Genomic DNA, 23,740 nt, shown 5'->3' on the forward strand with positions numbered 1-23,740 from the left:
GTCAGGATACGGGCGAGTCAGGCATATGGGTTGGGGTGGTTCGGTTCGGGGTTCGGTTCGGGGTTCGGTTCGGGGTTCGGTTCGGGGTTCAGTTCAGGGGTTGGTTCACCGGTGTGTGCCGCCGCCGCGCACCTCGGCGCGGTCCGAGACGCGGGCGCGGTCGGCGGCGGCCATGCCCTCCGCCCAGCCGGCGCCGTCACTGACGCCCCGGACCCGGGTCGTCACGGTCTGCGGGAACATGTCGTCGGTCCGGCCGGCCACCGCGACATCGCGCGCCGCCAGGACCGGCAGCAGCCCGCCCTCCTGGCTCTGGCCGGTCACCTCCTCCGCCACGGCCGCGAGCCGGTCGCCGATGCGGTGCGCGTACGCGGCGAGGAACGCCTGCCGGAAGGTCTTGGTCCGCTTGCGTCCCCCGGCGCGCTGCTCGGCCTCGGCCCGCGTCATCGCCGCCGTGCCCTGCACCAGCAGCGACGTATGGAGCAGCTCCACCGCCTCCAGGTCGGACTCGAAGCCGACGACCGTGGAGAAGCCGAAGCCGCTGTTCCACACCGCGCGGCAGCGGTTCGCCGACGCGACCGCGTCCAGGAGGGCCGCCTTCGCCGTCTCGTACGGGGCGTCCACGCCGATCCGGCACGCGACGGGCGTGTCCTTCGCGTGCGTACGGGCCGCGAGGAGCGCCGCGTCGACGCTGTGCCTGGTCATCAGTTCCTGCGCCTTCGCCGCCAGCGCCTCGGCCTCCGGCGGGTAGCCGGTCGCCTCGGCCTTAGCGAGCAGCGCGCGGATCCGGGCGAGCTCGCGCGGCTCCCCCGCGACGGGCCGCGCCACGGACTCGCCGGGCACGGGCCCCACGGCCTCTATCGGCGGGAGGCGCAGGAGGAGTCTGTACAGCTCCAGGACGGCGGTGGCGTACGAGAACCGGTCGAGGCGGGGGCCCCGCGTTCCGGGGCCCGACGCCTGCCCCGGGCCCTGCGGGAGCTCGGCGAGCTGTGCGTCCCAGCGCGCGGGCAGGTACTCGTAACGTGCGGTCTCGGCGCGGATCAGGCGGGCCGCGATGTGTCCGTGCGGACTCTCTTCGAGGTCACGTACGACGATGCGCATGACGTCGGCGGGCTGCCAGCCGCGCTCCCAGGACCGGCGCACGAACTCCTGCCCGCGCAGCGCGAGTTGGGTGTCGGCGGACGGGTCGGCGGCGAGCAGGGACGCGCCGGTGTCGAGCCCGGCCTCCGCGCCCTCCCCGTACAGGGCGGCCGCGAAGGCGCGCTCGACCGTGGTCCGCGTCGTACGTTCCGTCATGCGGGGGCGCCGCCTCCTTGCCTGCCTGGTCCACGGGTCCGCTGTGCGGCCTGTCGTGTCTTCTCTTCCATGGTCTCAGGCGTATACGGGGGTAGGGCTGGCCATACCCCCGAGACGCCCCCCAGTGGTCGTGTTCGCGGGGCGCCGCGGCGGTTGGGTTGAGGCATGACCACACCCGCTGTGCGCCTCACCGCCGTACGCCGCGAGTACCGCGGCGTCACCGCCCTCGACGGGGTCGACCTCGACTTCCACGCCGGGACCTTCACCGCCGTGATGGGGCCCTCCGGGTCCGGGAAGTCGACGCTCCTCCAGTGCGCCGCGGGCCTGGACCGTCCGACGTCGGGCACCGTCACCGTCGCCGGGACCGACCTCACCGGACTCGGCGAACGGGCACTCACGCTCCTGCGCCGGGACCGGATCGGTTTCGTGTTCCAGTCCTTCAACCTGCTGCCGGCGCTCACCGCCGCGCAGAACGTGGCGCTCCCCCTGCGGCTCGCCGGGCGGCGGCCCTCGCGCGCGGAGGTGCGCGAGGCGCTGGGCCGCGTGGGCCTCGCCGAGCGCGCGGGGCACCGCCCTTCACAGCTCTCCGGCGGCCAGCAGCAGCGGGTGGCCCTGGCCCGCGCCCTGATCACCCGGCCGGCCGTCCTCTTCGGCGACGAGCCGACGGGCGCGCTCGACACGACAACCGGACGCCACATCCTCACTCTGCTCCGGGAGTTGGTTGACCGGGAGGGCCAGACGACGGTGATGGTGACCCACGACCCGGTGGCCGCTGCCCGCGCGGACCGGGTGGTGTTCCTGGTCGACGGGAGGGTCGTGGACGAGCTTCTGGCACCGGACGCGGAGACGGTCGCTGCACGGATGACGGGACTGGAGGGGCTGGAGGGGCTGGAAGTGCCGGAAGGGCTTGAGGGGGGTGCGGGACTTGAAGGGGGTGCGGGGGGCACGTCCACCGGCATTCGCTTCGTGTCCGCCGGTAACACCGACAACGCGTCGCTCGGCAAGGAGGTGGACGCATGCTGACCACACTCACCTCCGCCTGGGCGAATCTGCGGACGCGTCGGCATCTCTTCGCGGGGGCGTTCGTAGCCGTCGCGCTCGGGGTGGCCCTGGTCGCGAGCATGGGGCTGGGGCTCGCGGCGGCCGCCGACCCACCTCCGGGCAAGCCACAGCGATTCGCCGCGCAGCCTGTCGTGGTCATGCCACATGACACTCTGACCGTAGAGGTCGACCGGGGCCCGAACCGCGCCCGGGACACGAAGAAGATTCCCTATCCACAGCCTGTGGACAAAGAATTGCTTGGCGAGCTCGCCGATCTGGGCACCGTTCACCGTGATCATCTCGCGCCGGACGCGGTCGGCGTAGACGCCTCTGCCGCCGCCGTACGCGAGGTGGTCGGCGACCGGGCGCAGGTCCTGACCGGCGCGGCACGGCGCCTGGCGGACCCGGGCGCGGAGCGCGACGCGCAGGCGGTCGTGGCGGTGCGGGCGATGCTGGGCACGGCCGGCGGGGTCTCCGCGTTCGTCGCCGTCTTCGTCACGGCGTCGACGTTCGCGTTCGTCGTCGCCCTGCGCAGGCGGGAGTTCGGGCTGCTGCGGCTTGCGGGCGCCACGCCGGGACGCGTACGGCGGCAGCTCGTCACCGAGGCCCTCGCGGTCGGGGTCGCTGCGAGCGCCACCGGCTGCGCCCTCGGCTCCTGGGGTGCCCCACTGCTCGCCCGGGCGCTGATCGACAACGGAATCGCGCCCACGTGGTTCACCGTGAGCGGCAGCGGCGCGGCGCTCTCGACTTCCTGGACCTCTTGGTCCTACTGGGCCTCGTGGCCGTTCCAACTCGCCTTCTGGACCGGCCTGTTCGTGGCGATCGCGGGAGCTTGGGCCGCGTCGCGGCGCGCCGGACGCATCGGCCCGGTGGAAGCGCTGCGGGACGCCGACGTGGACACGGACGTCATGCCGTGGAGCCGCCGGATCGCCGGCGCCGCACTCCTGTCCCTGGGACTCGGCCTGACGGTCCACACCCTCTGGACCGACCCGTCGGCGCTCCTGAAGCGCAAGACGTACACCACCCAGCCGATGATCCTCATCACGGCGGCGGCCACGCTCGCCCCGCTCCTTGTGCGTCCGGTGCTGCGGCTGCTCCGGCTGCCCGGAGCGGTCGGGCTCCTCGTCCGCGAGAATGCCGCCGCCTCCGTCCGCCGCACCGCCGCGGTCGCCGCACCCGTCCTGATGACGGTGGCGCTCGCCGGCTCCCTGATGGGCTCGGCGGAGTCGGTGAGCGCGGCGAAGGCGCAGGAGGCGAGCGAACAGATGCACGCCCAACTCATCGCTACGGGCGATGAGTTGAGCCTTGCACGGCGGCCGGTTCCGGGCGCGGCCGCCGTGTCCCCGTCCGCCTCCACCGCGGTCTTCGTACGGGAGGAGGGCACCGCCCTCGTCCGCTCCGAGGCGCGAGCCGTGAGCGACCCCGCGGCCCTCGCCGCGACGAGCCGCCTTCCCGTCGTCGCCGGAGACATACGCCGCCTCGACGACCGCTCCATCGTCGTCAACGAGGAGTGGGAACACCACCGCGTCGGCGACCGCCTGACCGTCTGGCTCGGCGACGGCCGCCGCACCACGCTCCGCATCGCCGCCGCCCTGGCGCGCGGCACCGGCGACAACGGCGCGTACCTCACCATGGCCAACGCGGGCGCGGCCCCGGTCGACCGGATCGACGTACGCCTGACGCCGGACGCCTCACCCGCCACCGCGGCGGGCGCGCTACGAGCGGCCACGTCCGGACACGACGTGCGCGTACGCACCGCAGCCGCCTGGCTCGACGCCACCCACCCCCGGGTCAAACCCCAGACCCGGCAAGGGATGCTGCTCCTCCTGGGCATCGCCCTCACCTATACGGCAATCTCGCTGGCCGGAACGCAGTTGATGGCCGCGTCCGTACGGGACGGGGAGCTGCGGGCCCTGCGCCGGGCGGGGGCCACGCGAGCCCAGGTCAGGTGGATGCTCGCCGGCGAGGCACTGGTCGCGGTCGCGGCCGGCACGGCCCTCGGACTGGCCGTCACCGCGCTCAACCTGGGAGGACTCGCGGCTGCGCTCGGCCTGCTCGCGCCCGGGTCCGGTGCGGGGGCGGGGCTTGGGACTGGGATCGGGAGTGGGATTGGGAGTGGGATTGGGATTGGGGCTGGGAATAGGCCTGGGGTCGTTGTGCCGTGGGGTGTCGTTGGTTCGGCCGTGGGCGTGTGTGCGGTGGTCGCTGTGGGGGCGGGGGTGCTGGGCGCGGGATGGGGGCGCCGGAATGGTGTGCGCGGGTGAGAGCGCTCGGGTGACGGGGCAGCGGGTGACGGGGCAGCGGGCGCCGAGTGAGGTGGGTGCCGCCCTTGTCACGCCGCCGCGTGGAACATGGCCGCAGCCTCGCCCATGGACGCCACCTCCAGCTTCGACAGGATGTTCACCACCTGGAACTTCACCGTGGACTCGCTGATGTGCGGGTCCTGCGCGATCACCCGGTTGCGGTGGCCCCGGGCGAGGTGGGAGAGGACCTCCAGCTCACGGAGCCGAGGTCGGCCAGGGGGTGGGCGGCTGCGGCGCGGGGCGCGGTGGGGGAAACCATCGCCGTGACCGTCGTACCCCAGCCCGGCACCGCGTCCACGTCGAGCCGGCCGCCAAGCACATCGAGGCGCGCGCCGACCCGACCCGTGACTGCCGCGGAATCCATGAACGTCTCGGGTGGTTGTGCCATGGCGAGCGCGGTTGCCGAGGGTGTGCGTGCGGGACCGATGGGATGGGCCATGGCTTCGAGCGTCCGCCCCGGACGGGCGCCGGTAGGTCGGTCTTTCGGACAGGCAGGACGGTGCGAAGGGCGGGGAGGCCCGCCCCCGGCGACGATCGACTCTGGAGAACGTAACTCTGCAGAACGCAAGAGAACGTACGAGATCGCCAGGGAACACCGGAGGACACCAGAGGACACCGGCAGGACCAGCCCCGCCCGGTTCGACGAAGCAGCGAAGTGAGAGGCAGAGACCGGCATGGAAGCCATCGTTTTCGAGGAGTTCGGCGGACCCGAGGTACTGCGCTTCAAGCGCGACATCGAGGAGCCGCACGCGGGTCCCGGCCAGGTCCGGGTGAAAGTCGCGGCCGTCGGGGTCAACCCCATCGAGTACAAGATCAGGAACGGCTGGATGGAGCAGGCCTTCCCGACCTCCCTGCCGGCCGTACCCGGCAACGAGTTCGCCGGAACCGTCGACGAGCTCGGCGAGGGCGTCACCGGCCTCTCGGTCGGCGACGAAGTCCTCGGCTGGACCGAGACCGGCGCGTACGCCGCCTACGCCCTGGCCCAGGCCTCCGCCGTCACCCCGCGGCCCACCGGACTCGAACCCGCCGAGGCGGCCACCCTCCCCGTCGCCGGCGAAACGGCCCAGCGCGTACTCGACCTGCTCAGAGTACGCAGCGGCGAGACGCTGCTGATCCACGGCGCCGCGGGCGCGGTCGGCTCGACGGGCGTGCAGCTGGCCGTGACCCTCGGCGCGACGGTGATCGGCACGGCCTCCCCCGCCAATCACGAGTATCTGCGCTCCATCGGCGCCATCCCCGTCGCATACGGGGACGGGCTTGTGGAGCGGGTGCGCGCGGTGGCCCCGCAGGGCGTGGACGCGGTGTTCGACGCGGCGGGCAAGGGCGCGCTCGCGGACTCGGTCGAACTCCGCGGAGGCACGCCGGACCGGGTCGTCACCATCGCCGACCCTGACGCCGCCAAGTACGACGTGACCTTCGCGTCCGGCGGCACCGACCGTGCCAAGGCCCGCGAGGGCCTCACCCACCAGGCCGCACTCGCCGCGGACGGCAAACTCCACATCTCGATCGCCGACACGTTCCCCCTCCGCGACGCGGCCAAGGCACAGACCCTGAGCGAGACGGGCCACGTGCGGGGCAAGCTGGTGCTGCTGGTGGGGTGAGGCGACAGGTGGTCCTGGTGATCCTCGTGGGGTGAGGCGGCGCGGGCCCAGCACACGCAGGGTCAGTCCTGGTGATCCTCGTGGGGTGAGCCGGCGCGGGCCCAGCACACGCAGGGTCGCCGGTACGCGCCGCCCACACGGATCCCGCCTCCGCCAACCATGACGCCACCCGCCCCTGCGGATGCCGACTCCGCCGGACACTGCGACGCTCGGGGGATGAGAGTGGCGCTTGCGCAGACCGACTGTGTGCTCGGCGACGTGGACGCGAACCTGACCGTCGCCCGGGAGCAGACCGAGCAGGCGGCGGCCCAGGGCGCCGACCTCGTGGTCTTCCCCGAGCTGAGCCTGCACGGCTATCACCTCGGCGCCCTGCGCCAGGACGTCTCCCTCCCGGTGACGGACCCGCGTCTGGCCGCCCTCTCGACGCTCGGCGCGGATGTCGTGATCGGCCTGCACGAACACACCAGCCTGCGCGCCTACAACACCGCCGCCTACTACGCAGGTGGCCAACTCCTCCATTCCCACCGCAAGTTGTACCTGCCGAACTACCTGGCCTGGGAAGAGCGCAAGCACGTCAGCCCCGGCCAGCAACTGCGCGCGTACGACCTGCCGCACGGCCACGGCCGCGCCGCGACCCTCGTCTGCAACGACGCCTGGCAGCCGGTCCTGCCGTGGCTCGCCGTGCAGGACGGCGCCGAGGTCGTCATCGTCCCCGCGAACAGCGCGGCGACACTCGACCCGGAGGCCATGGACACGGGCCTGTACTGGGACACGCTCCTCGCCTACACCGCGAAGATGCTCCAGTGCTGGGTCGTCTTCGTGAACCGCGTCGGCAATGAACATGGCGCCTCCTTCTGGGGTGGCTCCCGCGTGGTCGACCCACGCGGGACGGTCGTGGCCCAGGCCCCCAACTGGGAACCGAGCTTGGTGACAATCGACATCGACCTCCACGAGGCCCGCCGGCAACGCAGGGTCGTCCCCCTGGTCGCGGAGGCCCGCCTCGGCCTGATCGACCGCGAGGTCCGCCGCCTGATCGACGAGGGCGGCGACAGCTGACCGGAATTCCGGCCCAGCCCCACGCCCGGGCGGGCGCCCGCCGTCACCTCTACGAGCACCACCACCGCCCCGCCGGTCCCGACGCCCCCGGCGCTGTCAGTGCCGGGTGTAAGACTCACCGACATGACCGAGAAGTGGGCCATCGCGGCCACCGAGGACGGCGGAGCCCAGCTCGCGCCGCTCGGTGCCGACGGCGCACCCGCCGCCCCAATCCGCCAGGAACCCAGCCTCGCGGAAGCGGTCCGCTCCCGCCCCGACGTCACGCGCTGGATCTGGCGATCGACAGCGGCCGTCTACCCCCGCCTGCTCGCCGCGGGCGTCCGAGTGCCACGCTGCTACGACATCGAGGACGCCGAGACTCTCCTCCTCGGCCACGCCGGCCGCTTCGGCGAACCCCGCTCCGCGGCCGCCGCCCTGGCCAGGGTCCACGGCACGGCCGTCCCCCCGGACCCCCCTCAACGAGCCGCGACCCCCGGCTCCCAGTCCTCCCTCTTCGAACCACAACCCGTCCATGTCCCCCTCGAAGACCTCATAGAGGTGTACGCCGATCAGCAGCGCCGCCACGACGCCACCGCCCACCCGGGCCGGATGCGGCTGCTCACCGCCGCCGAGTCCGCGGCCATGCTCGTGGCAGCCGAGATGAACGCGGCGGGCCTCCCCTGGAGCGCCGACGTGCACCGCTCCGTACTGCACGAGCTGCTCGGCGAGCGCTACGCGGGCGGTGGCGAACCGCGCCGTCTCGCCGAACTGGCCGACGAGGTGTCCGAGGCGTTCGGCCGTCGCGTGCGCCCCGATCTGCCCGCCGACGTGGTGAAGGCGTTCGCCCAGGCCGGCGTGAAGATCACGTCCACGCGCCGCTGGGAGATCGAGTCGATCGACCATCCGGCCGTGCGGCCCCTGATCGAGTACAAGAAGCTGTACCGGATCTACACCGCACACGGCTGGTCCTGGCTCCAGGACTGGGTCCGCGACGGCCGCTTCCGCCCCGAGTACCTGCCCGGCGGCACCGTCACGGGACGCTGGGTCACCAATGGCGGTGGCGCACTCCAGATCCCCAAGGTCATCCGCCGTGCCGTCGTCGCCGACCCGGGCTGGCGCCTCGTCGTCGCCGACGCCGACCAGATGGAACCCCGCGTCCTCGCCGCCATCTCCCGCGACCCCGGCCTGATGGAGGTCGCCGGGCGAGAGACCGACCTCTATCAATCCGTCTCCGACCGGGCCTTCTCCGGTGACCGCGCCAAGGCAAAGCTGGCGGTGCTCGGCGCGGTGTACGGACAGACGTCCGGCGACGGCCTCAAGAACCTCGCCGCCCTCCGCCGCCGCTTCCCGCAAGCCGTCGCCTATGTCGACGACGCCGCCCGGGCGGGCGAGGAGGGCCGCCTCGTGCGGACCTGGCTCGGCCGCACCTGCCCACCGGTCGCCGGCGCCGGCGACCAGGACGAGGCAGGCATCCCCCAGGACGGCCCGACGCCCGAACAGGCATCGGGAGACACCGAGTTCACCCCCGGCTACGCCTCCTCGAACTCCCGCGCCCGCGGCCGCTTCGCCCGCAACTTCGTCGTCCAGGGCAGCGCCGCCGACTGGGCCGATCTGATGCTCGCCGCCCTGCGCCAGTCCTGCACCGGGATGGCGGCGGAACTGGTCTTCTTCCAGCACGACGAGGTGATCGTGCACTGCCCGGAAGAGGAAGCGGAAGCAGTGACCGCGGCGATCCGCACGGCCGCGGAACTGGCCGGCCGCCTCACATTCGGCGACACCCCGGTCCACTTCCCTTTCACCACCGCAGTGGTGAAGTGCTACGCCGACGCGAAGTGACGTCCTTCCACAAGGCCACTCACGACACCCCGGAGCTCACAGCCCGGCGGCCACCGATCACCCATCACTGACCAGCACATACTGCTCACCGGTCGGCAGTCGCCGAGCACCAAAGACCAAAGTCCAGGGACCAAGGACCAAGGACCAAGGACCGAGAGTGTCCCTCGTCGCCGCCCTACCCCTCCCACTTCTCACTCGTGGCTATCGCCTTGAGCTGTGCCATGGTCAGCGCGGGCGTCGTCCTCGTGGCCGCGGTGTTCTGCGTGCCTGAGTTGAACGCCGATATCGCCACGCGGAACCCGTCCTTGCGGATCGTGTCCACGGTCCACATCACCACGCCCTGGCCCCCCTTTTCGCCGGGCCCCTGATGAGTGACGACCTTCGTGCCGTCGGGCAGGGTCTGCGCACCGGAGCCGAAGAGCTCGCCCTCCACATCCGACATGTTCGGCTGCACATTGACCTGGACGAGGCTCGCCCCCTTGCCGTCGTTCACCACCACGTACGCGAAGCCGTCGTCGCCCTGGCGGGTCGTCACCTTGGCACTCTTCGGCAGCAGCGAGGTGAGGTTCTCGAGGATGGTGTCGCCGCTCGCGGCCTGCGGCACCGGCTGTTGCACGGGCTCGTCCTGCGGCTTCGGCAGCGCCCGCAGTATCGGACGCCACTCCTTCGAGGTCACCAAAGACTTCAATTGTGCGGTGCTGAGCGGCGGTTCGGCCCGGGAGACGGGTTCACCCTTCTCCGCCGGCGCATTCCATTCGCTGGCATCGACGGTGAAGCCCTCCGGCGTCACCACGTACGCGTGCCACCACTTGGTGTCCGCGCGCTTGTCCGGGTACTCGTAGCCCTGCAGGAGCAGCAGCCTGGAGCCGTCGGTCAGCGTCTTGCTCGAGCAGGAGTCGTACGGCGTGTAGACCTTCTCGGGGCAGGCGAGCTGTTCCGCGACCCTCGTACTCTCAGGGTCGACCCGGCCCAGACTCAGCCCGATGGCCGCCTTGCCCTTGCCGTCGTCGAAGACGACCGAGGCGAGCGGCCCGAGCTCGTCCTCCGTACCGCGGCCCGACTCGCCGCTGAACTTGCCGTCGGGCAGCAACCCTTCGAGGGTCTTGATCAGATGGCTGGCCGAGAACTGCGGCCCTTCACCCGGCGTGCTCGTCTTCCCCTTGGTCGTGCTGCCCGGCTTGGGCTGCGCGGCCACCGGGCTGCCGTGCCCGGCCTCGGCCCCGAAGGCCCCGGCGGCGTACGACGCGCCGAATCCGACCGCGGCGAGCGCGGCGAAGCTCCCGGTGACGGTCGCGGCCCGCCTGCGCCGCAACCTGCGCCGGCCGCGTGCCACGCCACCGTCGACCAGCGGCCCACCCGCGGCGTTGAACGTCTCACCGGTTATCCGCAGGGCCTCCCCGAGGTCACCCACGAAAGCTTCCTGGTCACGGTCTTCGTCTGTTCCTGACATGCCGAACCACCACTCCTCACACAAGATCGAGTCAAGCTCATTACGCGGCGAACTCGGCTACGCTGCCGCCCAGTTGCTCCCGCAGCCGCGCCAGCGCCCGCGTGCTCCGCGTACGCACCGCCGCCGAGCTGACGTTCAGAATCTCCGCGGTCTCCATCACGGACCGGTCCTCCCAGTACCGCAGCACGATCACTGCCCGGTCCTTCGGCGGCAGCTGTCGCAGCGCTTCGAGAAGAGTGATCCGCAGCGAGGCGTCACCCGGCGTGCTGTCCGAGGTCTCCGGAAGCTCATCGCTGGGCCGCTCCTGCGCGGAACGCCGCCGCTGGTGCGCGAGGAAGGCACGTATGAGGACGGTCTGGGCGTACGCGGCCGGGTTCCCGACCCGTGACGACCGCCCCCACACCACGTACATCCGCCCCAGCGTCTCCTGCACCAGATCCTCGGCGAAGTGCGTATCGCCACTGGTCAACAGGCATGCCGAACGGAACAGGTGTCCTGTCCGGGCCTCCGCGAACTCCCGGAACCCACTCTCCTTGGACCGCCTCATCAGGCGCCCTCCCCCTCATCGCCCCACACCTTTTAGATGCGGTGAGGCGGACGGGATGTTTCAGCGACGCCGCGTTCCAACCGAGATCTTGCGGCGCGCACTCTACGATCCGCCGCACGATACGACGGGGCCCGGTCCGGCGGGCCCACCTCAAGCCGAGGTGGGCCCGCCGGACCGGGCCGCGTAATCAACTCTGAACTCACGTGCTCCGAACCCTGAACTCGCGTGATAGAGCCAGGGAATCGCCTATCCCCTATCGCCTACGGACGAAGCGCGCAGTGGTGGAGCGGCACAGCTCCCCGCCCTACCAACTCGCGCCCGCCGGCTGCCGGGTGGTCACGTTGAACCGGTTGAAGAGATTGGTGACGCCGATCACGAGTATCAGCGCCGCGAGCCCGCGCTCGTCGTAGTGACGGGCGGCCTCGTCCCAGACCGCGTCCGGCACCGGGTCCGTGGAGTCGGCAAGCCGGGTCACCGCCTCGGCAAGGGCCAGCGCGGCCCGCTCGGCGTCAGTGAAGTACGGCGCCTCACGCCAGGCGGCGACGGCGAACAGTCGGTCATCACTCTCCCCGGCCTTACGCGCACTGCGCACGCCGGCGTCGACGCAGTAGCTGCACCCATTGATCTGACTGGCCCGCAGATGCACCAGTTCGAGCGTGCTCCCGGGAACGCCGCCCTCACGGGTGGCCTTCAGAAGCGCCAGCACGGGCTGCATAGCCCCGGGAATGAGCTGGGCCGGACTCTCCATACGCGCCTGAACAGTCATGTCTTGTCCTCCGTCAGCTCTGTCTCTCTGCCTTCGATGAACTGACGGACCCCGACGCAGGAGTGTGACGACCTGAACGAAGATCTTCGCCATGCCCAGCAAAGAGGCCCACCAACACGGCGGGCCTCATCTCCACAGCCCGCCCCACGTGAGCGACACACCGCAAAGGCCAGGGAAGATGCCCCTGTGACCCCCGACCTCGTCCTGTGCGGGCTCGCCGCCAATACCGCCCTGCCCAACGACCTCATCGATCAGTTGATCGACCAGCTGACCGCCGCCGCCCGCAACACCCCCGCCGGCGGCACCCCCGGGGCCCTCGTCAGCAGCCCCGCCGGCGACTCGCTCAGCGACCTCGTCAATGAGCTCGCCGACCGCCGCGACCTCACCCACGCGCAGGCCGCGGCCCTGGACTCCCTCGACGAGTACGCCGCGGTGCGGCTGGCATACGCGGGCCTTCTGGCCGCTGACGACATCGACCCTGCGGCCCGGCCGCTCGCCGCGCTCGCTCTGCTGGACGAAGGTGCCGGTCGCGAGACATGGGTCCGAACCTTCGCAACCGATCCCGTCGTCATGCACCGGGAGAAGCTGGCGGCATGCCCCGATCTGCCGTCGGACGTGACGGAAGCTCTCGCCGGCGACCCCGACATACGCGTCGTCGCTGAACTCGCGTCATGCACAACACCCGCCATGGCCATCCTACTTGCACGGCATCCGCACGCCGACGTGCGCCGCGCCGTCGCTGCGAACGAACGGACACCCCCCGCTGTACTGGCCGCACTCATCACGGAAGGTGTGCTCCCTCCCGCGCAGGCGTGCGTCGTCTGCGACAGCAAAACGACGTCCTTCGTGCACGATCCGCAGTGCCCGATCCCGGACTGCACGCTGCCGCCAGACGCCTCGTGCGACGGCGTCACCCACGCATCCACCGTGCACGCGATGCAGTGTCTTGCCCTCCAGAACCCGGCCACGCCCGCCGAAGCCGCCGCAGCCTTCGCGAACCACCCGTCAGCCGTGCTCCGCTGGACGCTCGCCTCCCGCCCCGGGCTGCCCCCGGAAACGTACGCCCGGCTCGCCCAAGATCCCGTCCCCGGCGTCCGGGCCGACCTCGCCGCGAATCCATCGATCGGCGAACCCCTGATGCGCGAACTGGCCACCGACCCCGGCCACGACGTTCAACGCAGACTCGCGCACAACGCGGGCGTGCCGCTGGACATCCTCATCTCCCTGGCAGGCACCACGAAGACGGGATCCGTACTGCTGCCCCGTATCGCCGCCGCCTCGCTCGCGGAGGTCGAGGAACTGGCCGCGTCGCCGTATCCGGCCGTACGCATGCTGCTCGCCGCGCGACGCGATCTGCCGGACGGGATCCGGGATGCCCTGGCCGCTGATCCCGACGCGAAAGTCCTCAAGGCCGTCGCCCCTCATCCGGGCCTCTCCGAAGCGCAGCTGCGCGCCATGGTGGACCGGCACGGGGCCCGGGTCATCGCCAGGGTGGCGACCAACCCCGGCGCGACACCATCACTCCTGGCCGATCTGACACACCAGGTCGAGCACCGCTCACCCGCGCCGAAGCTGCTCCGCGAGATAGCCCGCCACCGCAACGCCACCGCCCCGGCGCTGTTGGCCTGCCTGTCGGACGTCCGGGCGAGACCCCTGGCCGCCGCCCACCCGGCTCTGCCTCCGGCGGTCATCGCCGAACTCCTTGCAGACGACGACCCACACGTCGCGGCGGCCGCAGCCACCAATCCGTCACTGCCGCCCGAGCTGATGTGGACCCTGTTCAACGGCCGCTGACCCCGGACAAGACGCACCGGCCGGCACCGGATTCGCCATCAGCAGGACAAGAACCCGAGCACGTTCCCCAGAACAAGCAAAAGCCCCAGATCACGGCGAGTGAGTTCTGGGGCTTCTACAGAGCCGCCTTCGGGATTCGAACCCGAGACCTACGCATTACGAGTGCGTTGCTCTGGCCATCTGAGCTAAGGCGGCGCGCCGTCTGCACCATGGTGCGGTCAGCAACGTCGCCAAGTCTACACAGTTTTCGGGGGTGCTCTGCACACCCCCTGTCGAGGCCCCGGGACGGGTGTCCCGGGGCGTCGGAAAGTGCCCTCGCACCCCTTATGAGCAGCGCTTTCCGTCCTTGGGTGGGGTGCCGTCCACGAGGTACGCGTTGATCGCGGAGTCGATGCAGTCGCTGCCGCGGCCGTACGCCGTGTGGCCGTCGCCCTCGTAGGTGAGGAGCGTGCCGGAGTCGAGCTGGCCGGCGAGGGACTGTGCCCAGCGGTACGGGGTGGCCGGGTCGCGGGTCGTGCCGACTACGACGATCGGGGCGGCGCCCTTCGCCTCGATGCGGTGAGCCTCGCCGGTCGCCTTCACCGGCCAGTACGTGCAGTTCAGTGCCGCCCATGCGAGACCGTCGCCGAAGACCGGGGACGCCTTCTCGAAGGACGGCAGGGCGGACTTCACGTCGTCGGGGCTCTTGAAGGACGGCGGCAGGTCGAGGCAGTTCACGGCCGCGTTGGCCGCCATCAGGTTCGCGTACGTGCCGTCGCTGTCGCGCTCGTAGTAGCTGTCGGAGAGGGCGAGCAGGCCCGCCCCGTCCTTGTTCTTGATCGCCGAGCTGAGCGCGGAGCGCAGCTGCGTCCACTGCCCCTCGTCGTACATCGCCGCGATCACGCCGGTCGTGGCGAGGGCCTCGCCGAGCTTGCGGCCCGAGGGGTCGCCGGTGGGGATGGGGTTGCGGTCCAGGTCGGCGAAGAAGGCCTTGAGGCGCTTGCCCGCGTCGGCGACACTCCCAGTACCCAGGGGGCAGTCGGAGCGCCGTACGCAGTCCTTCGCGAACGACTGGAACGCCGTTTCGAAGCCGGCCGTCTGGTCGCGGTTCATGTCCTGCGCGGACAGGGCCGGGTCCATCGCGCCGTCCAGGACGAGGCGGCCGACCCGCTCCGGATAGAGCCCCGCGTAGGTCGCCCCGAGGAATGTGCCGTACGAGGCCCCGACGTAATTCAGTTTGTCGTCGCCGAGTGCCGCGCGCAGGATGTCCATGTCGCGGGCCGCCTCGACCGTGGAGACGTGTGGCAGCACCTCCCCGGACTTCGTCTCGCAGCCGGCCGCGTACTTCGTGAAGGCCGCCGACAGTTCGTTCGTCTCCGCCTGGTCGTCGGGCGTGACGTCGGTCTGCGTGTAGGCGTCCATCTGCTTGCCGTCGAGGCACTTGACCGGTTCGCTGCGGGCGACGCCGCGCGGGTCGACCGCGACCATGTCGTAGCGGGCGCGGACCGCCGCCGGGTAGCCGAGGGCGGCGTACGACTGGAGGTAGCCGATCGCCGAGCCGCCGGGCCCGCCGGGGTTGACCAGGAGCGAGCCGAGGCGCTTGCCCGGGCCGGTGGCCTTCTTGCGGGCCACCGCCAGCTTGACGTCACCGGCCTCCGGCTTCTCGTAGTCCAGCGGCGCCTTCATCGTGGTGCATTCGAAACCGGGGACGCCGCACTCGCGCCAGGTCAGCGACTGCCCGTAGTAGGCCGACAGGTTGGCGGGGGTCGCCCTGGGCAGCGCGGCCAGCGAGATGTCCGCCGTCCGTGTGCTTCCCGAACTCCCTGGTGAGCAGGCGGACATGAGGAGTCCGGCGGCGACGAGCAGGGTTCCACAGGCCCGGAGGCCTCGGACAGGGGAATGGTGACGCCTGAAGTACATCAGCCGAGCCTAACTGTCCGCGTTCGGCCAGTCGCGGTGTGTGGCCACCGCGCCCCGTACGAGTTAATCGAATTAATAGAGGGTCTGTCAGCCCGCCCGCAGCGCCATCGTCATCGCCTCCACCGCGAGCAGCGGCGCCACGTTGCGGTCGAGCGCGTCACGGCATGCGGCGATCGCCTCGATGCGGCGGAGCGTGGCCTCGGGCGAGGCCGCGCGGGCGAGGCGCTCCAGGGTGTCCTGCGCCTCAGTGTTCGCGAGCGCCACGCGGGAGCCGAGCTGCAGGGCGAGAACATCGCGGTAGAAGCCCGTGAGGTCAGTGAGGGCCAGGTCGAGGCTGTCGCGCTGCGTACGCGTTCTGCGGCGCTTCTGGCGGTCTTCCAGCTCCTTCATGGCGCCGGCCGTGCCGCGCGGCATCCGGCCGCCGCTCTGCCCGCCGAGCGCCGCCTTCAGCTCCTCGGTCTCCTTGGTGTCGACCTCCTCGGCGAGCTGCTTGGTGTCCTCCGCCGCGGTGTCGATCAGCTCCTGCGCGGCCTTGAGGCACCCGCCGATGTCGTCGACACGCAGGGGCAGCCTCAGCACCGCCGCTCTGCGCGCCCGCGCGCGCGGGTCCGTGGCGAGGCGCCGCGCGCGGTCGATGTGGCCCTGCGTGGCGCGGGCCGCCTCGGCGGCGACGTCCGGCTCGATGCCGTCGCGTCGTACGAGCATGTCGGCCACCGCCTCGACCGCGGGCGTACGCAGTGTCAGATGGCGGCAGCGGGAGCGGATCGTGGGCAGCACGTCTTCCAGGGAGGGCGCGCAAAGCAGCCAGACGGTCCGCGGGGCGGGCTCCTCGACGGCCTTCAGAAGTACGTTCCCCGCGCCCTCCGTGAGGCGGTCCGCGTCCTCCAGGACGATGACCTGCCACCGGCCCACCGCGGGCGACAGCTGTGCTCTGCGGACAAGCTCGCGGGTCTCCTTCACGCCGATGGAGAGCAGGTCCGTACGGACGATCTCCACATCGGCATGCGTGCCCACGAGGCTGGTGTGACAGCCGTCGCAGAATCCGCAGCCGGGGGCTCCGCCCAGCGCCCGGTCCGGGCTGACGCACTGGAGCGCGGCGGCGAACGCGCGCGCCGCGGTCGCCCGCCCCGCGCCGGGCGGACCGGTGAAGAGCCAGGCGTGCGTCATCCTGGAGGCCTCGGGCGGCGGAGCGTTCGTCGCGTTGGCCGTGACGAGCGCGTCGGCGTCCCGCGCGGCGGCGTCGAGCTGCGCGGCCACGCGCTCCTGACCCACCAGGTCGTCCCATACGGGCATGGACTACCGCCTCACCGTCGAACTCCGGCACTTCGCTCTACCGGATTCATTGTGCGGGACGCCACTGACAACGCCGTCCGGCGACCGAGCCACTGGTCGATCCAGCCATCGGTCGCCGGACGGCAACAGCTTCCCCGCGGTCGGCTCAGCGCCGGCCCCGGCGCCTGCCGCCCGCGCCTTCGTCGCCCTCACCGGCGTCGTCGTGCCCGCCGAGCAACTCGTCCGCCAGCGACGGCAGGTCATCCAGCGGGGTCTCCTCCGCCCAGTCGGGCCTCGGCCGCTGTCGCGGTCGGCCCTCCTCGTCGACCTGGGGCAGTTCACGCGTACGGTCGTTCGACCCAGCACCGGCACCCGCTGACGGAGCCGACGCCTGGCGCTCATCACGGAAGTACCCCGAAGGAACCCGATCCGCCGGCTCACCGCCGGCAACACCGGCACCGCCACCCACGGAGTCATCACGCACCGGCGGCAGCACCGCCGTCTCGTCGGCCGCCCCGCCCTGCTGCTGCGCGGGACGCGGCGGCACCGGCAGCTGAGTCGTCTCGTCGTTGTCCCCACCATGCCAAGCCCCACGCCCAGCCCTGGCGGCAGCACCGGCGTCAGGACCAGACCCACCAGTCCCGGGACCCATAGCGGCATCCCCGACCGGCGGCAGCACGGCCGTCTCATCGGCCGCCCCACCCGTGGGCTTCACCACAGGCGTGGGAACGGTGGTCTCGTTGTCGGCCACCGGACGCCCGGCAGCACGCGCGGACCCAGCCCCCGCCCCAGCGGCGGACGAGGCAGAGGCGGACTCGGCCGCCGCAGAAGCAGCTGCCGCAGATGCCGCCGCGAGCCGCCGTGCCTCCTCCGCCCGCAGCAGCGCCTCCTCCGCCTTGCGCTGCTTCTCCAGGCGCCGTTCCTCGGCCTCCGCGCGCAGGCGCGCCTCTTCCTCCGCCTGACGGCGGCGGCGCTCCTCCTCGGCGGCCCGGGTCTGTTCCTCGGCGAGGAGCCTGGCGCGCTCCTCCTCGGCCCGGCGCCGCGACTCCTCGGCGCGCTGCCGGGCCTCTTCGGCCTGGCGCTCGGCCTCGCGCCGCTGCGCCTCCTCCAGCTCGCGCTGCTTGCGCTCCTCCTCCTCGGCGCGCAGCTTGGCGAGCTGTTCCAGCCGCTCGCGCTCGACGCGCTCCTCCTCGGCCTTGCGGGCGGCCTCGGCCTCGGCCTTCCTGCGGGCCTCCTCCACGGCGGCCTTACGGGCCTCTTCCTGGGCCTTCACCTCGGCGTCGGAGAGCGGCAGCACCATGTCGAGCCGGTGCCGGACCACGGTCGTGACGGCTTCCGGCTCCTGGGCCGCGTCGACGACGAGGTAGCGGCCGGGGTCGGCGGCGGCGAGCGTGAGGAAACCGGAGCGCACGCGCGCGTGGAACTCGGCCGGCTCCGATTCGAGCCGGTCGGGCGCCTCGGTGAACCGCTCGCGGGCCGCCTGAGGGTCGACGTCGAGCAGGACGGTCAGATGCGGTACGAGTCCGCCGGTCGCCCAGCGGTTGATGCGGGCGACCTCGGTCGGCGACAGGTCGCGGCCGGCGCCCTGGTAGGCGACGGACGAGTCGATGTAGCGGTCCGAGATGACGACGGCGCCGCGTTCGAGAGCGGGCCGTACGACGGTGTCCACGTGCTCCGCGCGGTCGGCGGCGTACAGGAGGGCCTCGGCGCGGTGCGAGAGGCCTGCCGACGACACGTCGAGGAGGATCGAGCGCAGCCGCTTACCGACCGGGGTCGCGCCGGGCTCGCGCGTGACGACGACTTCGTGACCCTTGCCGCGGATCCACTCGGCGATCGCCTCGGCCTGGGTCGACTTCCCGGCGCCGTCGCCGCCCTCCAGGGCGATGAAGAAGCCGGTGGTTGCGGGGGCCTGCGCCGGGTCGTTCCCACCGAGCAGCGCGTCGCGCAGGTCGTGCCGCAGGGGCACTCCGCTGCGGTCGTCGGCCTTGGCGAGTACGAGGGCGGCCACGGGCAGCAGCAGGGCACCGACGAGCATCAGCGTGAAGGCGGCGCCGCCGTGCGCGAACACGAACTTGCCGTTGACCAGCCGGTGCGGGCCGATCGCGGCCGCGAGCAGGGGCGCCGCGACGGCGGCGACCGCGATGGACACCCGTACGACCGCCTGGAGGTGCTCGGTCGTGCGGGCGCGCCGGTAGTCCTCGGACTCCTGGTCGAGGAGCGTGTGCCCTGTGTTGGCAGCGATGCCCGCGGTGACGCCGGCGAGGGTGACGATCAGCAGCACGCTCGTGACGTCGGGGACCAGGCCCGCGGCGAGCAGGGCGATGCCGGTCAGGGCGATCGCGAGCGCGAGGAGCCTGCGGCGCGACAGCGACGGCAGCACGGAGGGCGCCGAGCGGATGCCGATGACAGTGCCGCCGGTGAGCCCGAGCACGAGCAGCCCGAAGGTCACCGGGCCACCGGACAGGTCCTTGGCGTGCAGTACGGAGACGGCGACGGCCGCCGAGATCGCGGCGGCGACGGCGGCGCAGGCGAGAACGAGGAGCGGGACGGCGCCCGTGCGTCCCTTGTCGACGCCGCTGCCGGTCTTGGGGCGGCGCAGGCCCTCGAGCGGCGACCGCGCGCGCGGGGTCTGTGTGTCGGGCAGTTCGAGGAAGAAGACGACGGACAGCGAGGCGGCGAACAGACCGGCCGCCACGTAGGAGGCGAGTGCGGCCTGGTGCAGGCCGAACCAGTCGACCCCGGCCCCGATCAGGTTCCCTACGAGGGTGACGGCGACGAGCGCGGCGGCCGCGACGGGCAGCGCCACGAATCCGGTGCGCAGGGAGAGGCGCCGCAGCGCGTCCATGTGGTCGGGCAGCGGGCGTACGGCCGCGCCTTCGAGGGGCGGCGCGGGCAGCAGCGCGGGCGCCGCGCTCTCGCGCGACACGGTCCAGAAGCGCTCGGCGACGCCGACGACGAAGGCGGTGACGAGCAGGACCGCCAGGGAGTTGTCCGGGGTCCAGTCGATCCACAGGGGCGCGACGATGAGGAGCGCGGCCCGCACGCCGTCCGCGCCGACCATGGTCCAGCGCCGGTCCAGGGGACCGTCCGTGGAGGTCAGCGAGGTGAGCGGGCCGAGGAGTACGGCTCCGAAGAGCAGCGTCGACAGGACGCGCGCGCCGAACACGGCGGCGACGGCGAAGGCCACTCCCCGGTACCCGCCCCCGAACGAGCCCTCGGAGACTGCTGTCTGAAGGGCCAGCACCACGAGCACGAGAAGCCCGAGTGCGTCACCGATGCCGCCCACGAGCTGGGCGCTCCACAGTCGTTTCAGCTGCGGCACCCGCAGCAGGGCGCGGACGGCGCGCTCCCGGGAATCTGCGACCAGGGCGTCGTCGGGGGCCGGATTCTGGGCCGTTGGCTGCTCGGCTCGCGTCATTCGTCCAGCCTATCCGGACCCACTGACTCCCCGAGGGTCCACCCGAACATACGGCCGCCGGGGCACTCGCCCCGGCGGCCGTACGCCATTCACGCGCGCGTGCACACTGCCGTGTGCCCACTCCTCCGTAGAAGGACCTCAGTAGAGGACCACCGGAGGATGACTACTCCTCCGTAGAGGTCGACTTCGCAGCCGTCGCCTTCTTGGCCGTCGTCTTCTTCGCGGCGGTCGTCTTCTTGGCAGCCGTCGTCTTCGAAGCGGCGGTCTTCTTGGCAGCCGTCTTCTTGGCGGGCGCCTTCTTCGCCGGAGCCTTCTTCGCGGCCTTCTTGGCCGTCTTCTTGGCGGGGCCCTTCGCCCGCTTCTCGGCGAGCAGTTCGTAGCCGCGCTCGGGCGTGATCTCCTCGACGGAGTCGGACGACCTGAGCGTCGCGTTCGTCTCGCCGTCCGTGACGTACGCGCCGAAGCGGCCGTCCTTGACGACGACGGGCTTCCCGCTGACCGGGTCCTCGCCGAGCTCCTTCAGCGGCGGCTTGGCGGCCGCGCGCCCGCGCTGCTTGGGCTGCGCGTAGATCGCGAGGGCCTCTTCCAGCGTGATGGCGAAGAGCTGCTCCTCGGTCTCCAGGGAGCGCGAGTCGGTGCCCTTCTTCAGGTACGGCCCGTACCGCCCGTTCTGCGCGGTGATCTCGACGCCCTCGGCGTCGGCACCGACCACGCGCGGCAGGGACATCAGCTTGAGGGCGTCGTCCAGGGTGACCGTGTCGATGGACATCGACTTGAAGAGCGACGCCGTACGCGGCTTGACCGCGTTCTTGCCGGTCTTCGGGGTGCCCTCGGGGAGCACCTCGGTGACGTACGGCCCGTAGCGACCGTCCTTCGCGATGATCTGGTTCCCGGAGACGGGGTCGGCGCCGAGCTCGAAGTCGCCGCTCGGCTTGGCGAGGAGCTCCTCCGCGTACTCGACGGTGAGCTCGTCCGGAGCGAGGTCCTCCGGCACGTCCGCGCGCTGGTGATTCTCGGAGTCGCGCTCACCGCGCTCGACGTAGGGGCCGTAGCGGCCGACGCGCAGGACGATGCCTTCGCCGACGGGGAAGGACGACACCTCGCGGGCGTCGATCGCGCCCAGGTCGGTGACGAGCTCCTTGAGGCCGCCGAGGTGGTCGCCGTCGCCGTTGCCCGCTTCGGCGGCGCCTCCGGAGCCCTCGCCCTCGCCGAAGTAGAAGCGCCGCAGCCACGGCACGGCCTGGGCCTCACCGCGGGCGATGCGGTCGAGGTCGTCCTCCATCCGGGCGGTGAAGTCGTAGTCGACGAGCCGCCCGAAGTGCTTCTCCAGGAGGTTGACCACGGCGAAGGACAGGAAGGAGGGCACAAGAGCCGTCCCCTTCTTGAACACATAGCCGCGGTCGAGAATGGTCCCGATGATCGACGCGTACGTCGACGGGCGGCCGATCTCGCGCTCTTCGAGCTCCTTGACCAGGCTGGCCTCGGTGTAGCGGGCCGGCGGCTTGGTGGCGTGGCCGTCGACGGTGATCTCCTCGGCGGACAGCGCGTCGCCCTCGGAGACCTGCGGCAGCCGGCGCTCACGGTCGTCGAGCTCGGCGTTCGGGTCGTCCGCGCCCTCGACATAGGCCTTGAGGAAGCCGTGGAAGGTGATCGTCTTGCCGGAGGCGGAGAACTCGGCGTTACGGCCGTCGGCGGAGGTGCCGCCGATCTTGACCGTGACGGAGTTACCGACCGCGTCCTTCATCTGGGAGGCGACGGTCCGCTTCCAGATCAGCTCGTAGAGCCGGAACTGGTCGCCGGTCAGGCCGGTCTCGGCGGGCGTGCGGAAACGATCACCCGACGGACGGATCGCCTCGTGCGCCTCCTGCGCGTTCTTGACCTTGCCGGCGTACGTGCGCGGCTTGTCCGGCAGGTAGTCGGCGCCGTACAGCTGCGTGACCTGCGCACGGGCGGCCGAGACCGCCGTGTCGGACAGGGTCGTGGAGTCCGTACGCATATAGGTGATGAAGCCGTTCTCGTACAGCTTCTGGGCCACCTGCATCGTGGCCTTCGCACCGAAGCCGAGCTTGCGGCTCGCCTCCTGCTGGAGCGTCGTCGTACGGAACGGGGCATAAGGCGAGCGACGGTACGGCTTCGACTCGACGGACCGTACGGCGAAGCTCGTGCTCTCCAGGGCGGCGGCGAGCGCGCGGGCGTTCGTCTCGTCCAGGGCCAGCACGTTCGCCGACTTCAGCCGGCCGACCGAGTCGAAGTCGCGGCCCTGCGCGATGCGCTTGCCGTCGACCGCGCTCAGGCGGGCCACGAGGTTCGACGGATCGCTGGCGTCGCCGGAGCGGCCGGTCGCGAAGGTGCCGGTCAGGTCCCAGTACTCGGCGGAGCGGAAGGCGATGCGCTCGCGCTCCCGCTCGACGACGAGGCGGGTGGCCACCGACTGGACACGGCCCGCCGACAGCTTCGGCATGACCTTCTTCCACAGGACCGGCGAGACCTCGTAGCCGTAGAGGCGGTCGAGGATGCGGCGGGTCTCCTGGGCGTCGACCATGCGCTGGTTGAGCTCGCGCGGGTTGGCGACGGCGCTGCGGATCGCGTCCTTGGTGATCTCGTGGAAGACCATCCGGTGGACGGGGACCTTGGGCTTCAGGACCTCGAGGAGGTGCCACGCGATGGCTTCGCCCTCGCGGTCCTCATCGGTGGCGAGGAAGAGTTCGTCGGAGTCCTTCAGCAGGTCCTTGAGCTTCTTGACCTGAGCCTTTTTGTCAGCGTTGACCACATAGATCGGCTGGAAGTCGTGTTCGACGTCCACACCGAGCCGGCGCACCTCGCCGGTGTACTTCTCGGGCACCTCGGCGGCGCCGCTCGGGAGGTCGCGGATGTGCCCGACGCTCGCTTCGACGACGTATCCAGGGCCGAGGTAGCCCTTGATCGTCTTCGCCTTGGCAGGCGACTCGACGATGACGAGTCGGCGGCCGCCGTGTGCGGTCTCGCTGGTCGGGGACAACTTCGCTCTTCTCTCCGGTCGGCACTGGGGATCCCCCGCGCCCTCGGGACGTGGGGGTCGGCACTGCGGTACGTGCGGTGTCGCTGCGGAGTGTGACGGTACCTCCCGCCCCCGTGTCAAACGGGAAAAGCCCGCAACGGCCACTCGAACGGTAACCCGACTACCGACGATCCTGCCGCCCGGAGTGCCCACAGGGTGTCCGGGACGTCCACCGGGCCCTCGCCCTGGACACCCCCTGCGGGACGCCGCTCAGAACCGGCCGAAGCACCACACCCCGAGTACCAGGGAGGCCACCGAGGCCAGGGTGGCGAGCGTCGCCGATGCGACGGGGTTCACACCGTCGGCGACGGGTGCGCGGTGCATGACACGCACCCCGGTCCACAGCAGCAGTCCTGCCCCGAACAGCGTGAACACGGTCCCGGCGAAGATCGCTGGTCCGCTCTCCATGGCTTTTCCTCCCGGTGCTGGGTCCCCAGGCCGGTGAGGC

Annotated in this window: 17 protein-coding genes and 1 tRNA gene; 6 read left to right on the forward strand and 12 right to left on the reverse strand. The window is 71.6% G+C overall.

Annotated features, from left to right (window positions below; genetic code table 11):
* Nucleotides 1-105: 105 nt before the first annotated feature.
* Nucleotides 106-1,293: a DUF2786 domain-containing protein gene (locus OG698_RS22630; protein ID WP_406105014.1), complete on the reverse strand. Its 1,188-nt coding sequence runs from the start codon at nt 1,291-1,293 to the stop codon at nt 106-108.
* A gap of 165 nt (nt 1,294-1,458) precedes the next feature.
* On the opposite strand from OG698_RS22630, the gene OG698_RS22635 reads away from it, so the two are divergent.
* Both OG698_RS22635 and OG698_RS22640 read left to right on the forward strand, forming a co-directional pair.
* Nucleotides 1,459-2,316, forward strand: a complete 858-nt coding sequence (locus OG698_RS22635) for an ABC transporter ATP-binding protein (protein WP_406105015.1) — start codon at nt 1,459-1,461, stop codon at nt 2,314-2,316.
* Nucleotides 2,310-4,598 carry an FtsX-like permease family protein gene (locus tag OG698_RS22640; RefSeq protein WP_406105016.1) on the forward strand — a complete coding sequence of 763 codons (2,289 nt, stop codon included), beginning with the start codon at nt 2,310-2,312 and terminating at the stop codon, nt 4,596-4,598. The genes OG698_RS22635 and OG698_RS22640 overlap by 7 nt, the downstream gene beginning before the upstream one ends.
* Nucleotides 4,599-4,666: 68 nt before the next feature.
* Here OG698_RS22640 and OG698_RS22645 read toward each other — a convergent pair whose 3' ends face one another.
* Nucleotides 4,667-4,789: a LuxR C-terminal-related transcriptional regulator gene (locus OG698_RS22645; protein WP_406105018.1), complete on the reverse strand. Its 123-nt coding sequence runs from the start codon at nt 4,787-4,789 to the stop codon at nt 4,667-4,669.
* Nucleotides 4,786-5,076, reverse strand: coding sequence for a hypothetical protein (locus OG698_RS22650; RefSeq protein WP_406105020.1), 291 nt, complete (start codon nt 5,074-5,076; stop codon nt 4,786-4,788). The genes OG698_RS22645 and OG698_RS22650 overlap by 4 nt, the downstream gene beginning before the upstream one ends.
* 235 nt (nt 5,077-5,311) lie before the next feature.
* Here OG698_RS22650 and OG698_RS22655 point away from each other — a divergent pair, with 235 nt between their 5' ends.
* From OG698_RS22655 to OG698_RS22665, 3 genes are all read left to right on the forward strand, one after another.
* A complete protein-coding gene (locus OG698_RS22655; protein WP_406105022.1) occupies nt 5,312-6,238 on the forward strand; it encodes an NADP-dependent oxidoreductase in 927 nt (308 codons plus the stop codon).
* Between the two features lie 216 nt (nt 6,239-6,454).
* Nucleotides 6,455-7,294, forward strand: coding sequence for a nitrilase-related carbon-nitrogen hydrolase (locus OG698_RS22660; RefSeq protein WP_406105023.1), 840 nt, complete (start codon nt 6,455-6,457; stop codon nt 7,292-7,294).
* Between the two features lie 123 nt (nt 7,295-7,417).
* Nucleotides 7,418-9,109, forward strand: coding sequence for a bifunctional 3'-5' exonuclease/DNA polymerase (locus OG698_RS22665; RefSeq protein ID WP_406105025.1), 1,692 nt, complete (start codon nt 7,418-7,420; stop codon nt 9,107-9,109).
* Between the two features lie 175 nt (nt 9,110-9,284).
* Here the strand turns inward: OG698_RS22665 and OG698_RS22670 are convergent, their stop codons facing one another.
* From OG698_RS22670 to OG698_RS22680, 3 genes are all read right to left on the reverse strand, one after another.
* Entirely contained in the window at nt 9,285-10,520 is a 1,236-nt protein-coding gene (locus OG698_RS22670; protein ID WP_406105027.1) for a hypothetical protein, read from the reverse strand.
* Between the two features lie 79 nt (nt 10,521-10,599).
* Nucleotides 10,600-11,106 (reverse strand): SigE family RNA polymerase sigma factor, encoded by a 507-nt coding sequence (locus tag OG698_RS22675; RefSeq protein ID WP_406105028.1) that lies wholly within the window; start codon nt 11,104-11,106, stop codon nt 10,600-10,602.
* Nucleotides 11,107-11,410: 304 nt separating this feature from the next.
* Complete coding sequence (locus tag OG698_RS22680) at nt 11,411-11,872, reverse strand: carboxymuconolactone decarboxylase family protein (RefSeq protein WP_406105030.1); 462 nt, start codon at nt 11,870-11,872, stop codon at nt 11,411-11,413.
* Between the two features lie 186 nt (nt 11,873-12,058).
* On the opposite strand from OG698_RS22680, the gene OG698_RS22685 reads away from it, so the two are divergent.
* Complete coding sequence (locus OG698_RS22685) at nt 12,059-13,666, forward strand: hypothetical protein (RefSeq protein WP_406105032.1); 1,608 nt, start codon at nt 12,059-12,061, stop codon at nt 13,664-13,666.
* Between the two features lie 121 nt (nt 13,667-13,787).
* Here OG698_RS22685 and OG698_RS22690 read toward each other — a convergent pair.
* The 6 genes from OG698_RS22690 to OG698_RS22715 form a co-directional block, all read right to left on the reverse strand.
* Nucleotides 13,788-13,861: transfer RNA gene (locus OG698_RS22690), tRNA-Thr, on the reverse strand.
* A gap of 129 nt (nt 13,862-13,990) precedes the next feature.
* Nucleotides 13,991-15,565: an alpha/beta hydrolase gene (locus tag OG698_RS22695; RefSeq protein WP_406105033.1), complete on the reverse strand. Its 1,575-nt coding sequence runs from the start codon at nt 15,563-15,565 to the stop codon at nt 13,991-13,993.
* Nucleotides 15,566-15,652: 87 nt separating this feature from the next.
* Entirely contained in the window at nt 15,653-16,858 is a 1,206-nt protein-coding gene (locus OG698_RS22700; protein ID WP_406105035.1) for a DNA polymerase III subunit delta', read from the reverse strand.
* 145 nt (nt 16,859-17,003) lie between these two features.
* Entirely contained in the window at nt 17,004-20,255 is a 3,252-nt protein-coding gene (gene tmk / locus OG698_RS22705; protein ID WP_406105036.1) for a dTMP kinase, read from the reverse strand.
* 163 nt (nt 20,256-20,418) lie between these two features.
* Nucleotides 20,419-23,253 carry a type I DNA topoisomerase gene (gene topA, locus OG698_RS22710; RefSeq protein ID WP_406105038.1) on the reverse strand — a complete coding sequence of 945 codons (2,835 nt, stop codon included), beginning with the start codon at nt 23,251-23,253 and terminating at the stop codon, nt 20,419-20,421.
* Between the two features lie 249 nt (nt 23,254-23,502).
* Nucleotides 23,503-23,700, reverse strand: a complete 198-nt coding sequence (locus OG698_RS22715) for a hypothetical protein (protein ID WP_329571660.1) — start codon at nt 23,698-23,700, stop codon at nt 23,503-23,505.
* Nucleotides 23,701-23,740 lie beyond the last annotated feature (40 nt).

Origin of the sequence: Streptomyces sp. NBC_01003, assembly GCF_045162695.1 — a bacterium.
Taxonomy (GTDB): domain Bacteria; phylum Actinomycetota; class Actinomycetes; order Streptomycetales; family Streptomycetaceae; genus Streptomyces.